A 4691-nucleotide genomic window follows, 5' to 3' on the forward strand; every position below is an offset into this window, starting at 1 on the left:
GTTTTATTTATGAAGTTCTTGATGGTAACGGTGGCAAAGCACAAGGCAGTGTGACGTTAAACATCAATAGCATTAACGATGTTCCTGTACTGGGTAATGACAGCTATATCATCGATGAAGATATAGCCCTGAACATACTGGTTGGCGATGCGAATCAATTGTTAAGCAATGATAGTGATGCTGATGGAGACACATTAACCGTCAATAGCACACCAATCTCAAATGTTAGCAATGGCAGCTTAACGCTTAATAGTGATGGCTCGTTTAACTATATTCCTACCCTTAACTTTAACGGTACTGACAGTTTCACCTATCAAGTCAGTGATGGTAACGGTGGTATTGCACAAGGCAATGTAACCTTAACCGTTAGTGCGGTTAACGACATTCCTGTTGCAGTGGCCGATGCCTACAGTGTTAACGAAGATATTGTTTTAAACATACTTGCGACAGATGCTAATAACTTATTAAACAATGACAGCGATGTTGACGGCGATAACTTAACCGTCTCTTTAGTAACAGGTACCAGTAACGGCACGTTATCATTAAATAGTGATGGCGCTTTTAGTTACACACCTAACCTTAATTTTAATAGCACAGACAGTTTTATTTATCAGGTAAGCGACGGTAATGGCGGCACGGCACAAGCGAGTGTTACCTTAACGGTCAATGCGGTAAATGATATGCCTCTCGCTCTGGATGATAGTTATAGTTTTGCTGAAGACTTTACATGGGTTAGAGCTGTTACAGATGGTGATCAGCTACTAAGTAATGATACAGATGCTGATGGCGATGTGTTAACCGTGAATACCACGCCAGTTTCGGGTGTGAGTAATGGTACATTAACGCTGAACAGCGATGGTTCATTTACTTATATTCCTGATGCTGATTTTTTCAGTCAAGACAGTTTTACTTATGAGATAAGTGATGGCAAAGGTGGCACTGCACAGGCGAGTGTAACGTTAATCGTTAATGCTGTTAATGATATCCCTGTAGTCGTTAGTAATACTAAGAGCTTCACTTTTGATGAAGATATTACGCTAAGTAAATTAGCAACCGATGCTGATAACCTGCTAAGTGGTGCTAGCGATGTGGAAGGCGATAGTTTAACGGTAACGTTAGATTCAGGTGTCACTAATAATGGCAGCCTAACGGTCAATAATGATGGCTCGTTCCAATATATTCCTAACCTTAATATTAATGGTATTGACGCAGATACCTTTACCTATCAAGTAAGTGATGGCAATGGTGGTGTTAGTGAAACCATTACTGTTGCGCTTAATATACAAGCAGTAAACGATGCGCCTATTCCTGATACAAGTCCTTATACCTTTAGTATTGATGAAGGGGAAAGTGTAGGTGATGTTGTAGGCACCGTCAGCGCTACTGATATAGAAAATGACACACTCGCTTATTCACTTTCTGCCGGTGATACCAGCTTGTTTACCATTGACCCATCAACAGGTGTTATTACTGCTAAAGGTACTAATCTTTTAGACTTTGAAACCACAATCCAGCATACCTTAACGGTGACTATTACGGATGATGGCAGCCCCATTGCAGAATCTGCCGATGTTTCCGTAACTATAAATATCAATAATATAGCGGAAGTTGGTGAATTAACTGAAGACGCAACTTTTGGTCGACCTATTATTGGGTCGCTAGAATTAACCGGTATTAAAACTCAAGCGCAGTTAACTGACTCTATTACCGTTGCTGGTGTCGTATATTTTCTGGGTACTATAGATAATGTCGATAAAGATGTTTACATGACTGCTTATAACCAAGACGGCACATTAAACTTAGCCTTTGGGAACAGTGGTATTAAAGTCTTTGATTTTGGTCATCATGAATATGGCAAGGCGATTATTCACGATACCAATAGTTTTTATATTGCTTTCGACCGTGATGATGGCACTTATACTGAAGTCTGTTTTTTAAAGATAGATAACATAGGTGCTTTTGTAACTGCCTTTGGTGATAACGGTCTGAGTTGTACTACCGAGCAAAAAATCTTCTCGATTAATGATCTTATGTATGACGATTTTGATATTCTCGCGGTAGGTAAAGTGCAAGGCACTGATGCTGACACATTGGTGATTCAAGTAAATGAAGATACGGGCGCATTTTTTGATCATACCACTGACCCTACAACGATACATTTAATTCAAGATGTTAGTGGCCTAGGTTTAGACGATGAAGCTATAGCAGTATACCGCCCCAATACCTGGGATATCATGATCACAGGTAATGTCGTCACTGCAGGTGGAGATAGTGATATTTTTGCCTGGCATCTCGATTCTGATGGTAATCCCATCACAACTTTTAATGGCGATGGTAGTCCTAAGTTTTATGATGTTAGCGGCAGCAACGATCAGGTTCATGCTATTGGAGGGAAATTTGCTAATAACTTCACCGCTATTTTGGCTGGTTCAACCGTTTTAGATAGCGGTGCCAAAGAAGCACTGCTATTAGCCATAGATAAAACCGGCGCCTTAGTGACATCTTTTGATACTGATGGCATAGCTACTTATGATGTTGACGGTGACGCGGATGCGGGCACGGGCTATGCTGAATTTACCGCTATAGTAGAAAGTACGGGTAATTTGTATGTAAGTGGCACCCTATACGATGGGCAAGTAGACTTTCAAAATAAACCTTTTACAACGCGTATTTCCAAAGCCGATGGTGCTATAGATGGCACCTATGGTGTTAGTGGTTATCAAAAAATAGCTTATGCAAGCGATAATGCCTTTGCGCTTTCTATGAACTTAGATAACGCTCAAACCATGTGGTTAACAGGTTATGTTGAAGCGGGTAGCGATAAAAACATGGCAATCAGCACTGTAGACTCGACAGGGGCTTTATTTACGGGAAATAACATTGTTGATGGTAAGTTAACCTTAATGCATTCTAGCAAACCGTCAGACGATACCGTAGCGCAAGTTATTCAAATTCAAAATGGTGCCCAACTCGGTAAATATTTAACCGCTTCAACCGCTGACGATGCTACTGATAAACATATCATTTTAACTAGGTTAACCAGTGCAGGTGCCCTAGACACCAGTTTTGATAGCGACGGCCATAAGCGACTGAAAGTTGGCACTAGTGCCACCGTTAAAGGCATCTTTGAATTGTCTACTGGCAGCTTTATTGTCTATGGTAATGTAACAGAAACAGGTGTTGTAAATGGCTTTGTTGCCCGTATTGATCAAAATGGCTTGTTAGATACTAGTTTTGCTACAAATGGTATTTATACCACTTCGGCGATTAGTGCGACCAATATTGAGTTTAATCAAGTAAAAGCAGATAGCTCAGAACGACTAGTTGCCGTTGGTAATCTGGAAAGTGGAAGCATTAGCGCCTTTGTTTTACGTTTAACTGCCGAAGGTATACTCGATACTACTTTTAACACCATAGGACACAACACTGGCGCTGTTACCGATGATTATATGGCTGTCGCTATCGATAGCATCGATAATATATATGCCGCTGGTAATCGAGCTAATGTCGACAAAGACATATTATTGGTTAAATACCTAGCTACAGGGCTATTAGATAATACATTTAATAGCGCTTTAGGTGAATTAATTATCGACATTGCAGGCGCGGATGATAATGTTGAATTCCTTGGTTTTGATAGCATAAATAATTTGTATTTAGTCGGAAATAATTTAGCAACTCCTAACCAAGTTGCTGTTGTTAAAACCACAACTTCAGGCGCATTAGTTTCGAGCTTTGCGGGCGTAGGTAAGGCTAGTTTCAGCATGGCGCCACCTCTATATAGTTCCGGTATGACTAGCGCAATTATTGATAGTAATGACAACATCGTGATTGCCGGTTTTAGTGACTTTCTTTCTGGTAGAAGGCATATGTTAGGGCGAATAAAACCTGATGGTAGTTTAGATAATACATTTGATTTTGATGGTTATTTCAGGGCTTCGACTTGTTCTAATACGGCACAAATAGAATCGATAGTTTTACTCACCAACAGTTCATTTGTCGTGGCGGGGCAATGTTATATAAATGCAATTGAAACCAACAACATAGACATAAGTCATTATCAATCGAATTAATTTTAAATAGCAATAAGTACTCTATAAAATAGAGGGTATGGTGTAAGCAATTTAATTTGATACCAAGAAAAATACCCAGGTAGGTATATTTACGCAGTTTTTTAGATGCTAAATAGTAATGATTTAAGGCTTGTTTTTGGGGGGGTAATATCTAATAATTTAATGCAGATTTAGTTCTGCTTAATATAACCACCATAAAGCAAGCGTATTATATTTGCGCCATTTCTCCAATGGGTTATATTAAATTATTGATGGCTTAAAAAATTAAAAAATTAAAAAATTCAGTTAATGCTGACGAGTACTTTTAGGTCGGTCAAAGCTAAGGGTTATAAAAATGTATAGTAGTAGATGTATATATATTGTCGCTTGTTTAAGCCTTGCAGCTTGTGGTGGCGGTTCAGAAACTCCAAAAGAAGTGATAAATCCAGCACCGGTAATAACGGCACCTCAGTCTTCACCTACACAAACGGTAGACTTATCTGGACAGGCCGGTGAATCACTTTCAGTAGTTAAAAAAGTGGCTGGCGTACAAAGCGAAAGCACGAGCTCGGTGAACACGAGTTTCTCTAATGCCATTGGCACACTCAGACATGCAAGCTCAAATGGCATAGTCGAAGG

At 39.6% G+C, this 4691-nt stretch carries 2 protein-coding genes; both read left to right on the forward strand.

Annotation, left to right across the window (positions count from 1 at the left end; genetic code table 11):
* Nucleotides 1–4073: tandem-95 repeat protein (locus H4J38_RS16830; protein ID WP_182133643.1), on the forward strand; the 4073-nt coding region annotated here is incomplete at its 5' end.
* A 334-nt stretch (nt 4074–4407) separates the two neighbouring features.
* On the forward strand, nt 4408–4691 hold a 284-nt coding region (locus H4J38_RS16835; protein WP_220465598.1), incomplete at its 3' end, for a hypothetical protein.

The sequence above is a fragment of the Colwellia sp. BRX10-3 genome (assembly GCF_014077505.1).
Taxonomy (GTDB): Bacteria; Pseudomonadota; Gammaproteobacteria; order Enterobacterales; family Alteromonadaceae; genus Cognaticolwellia.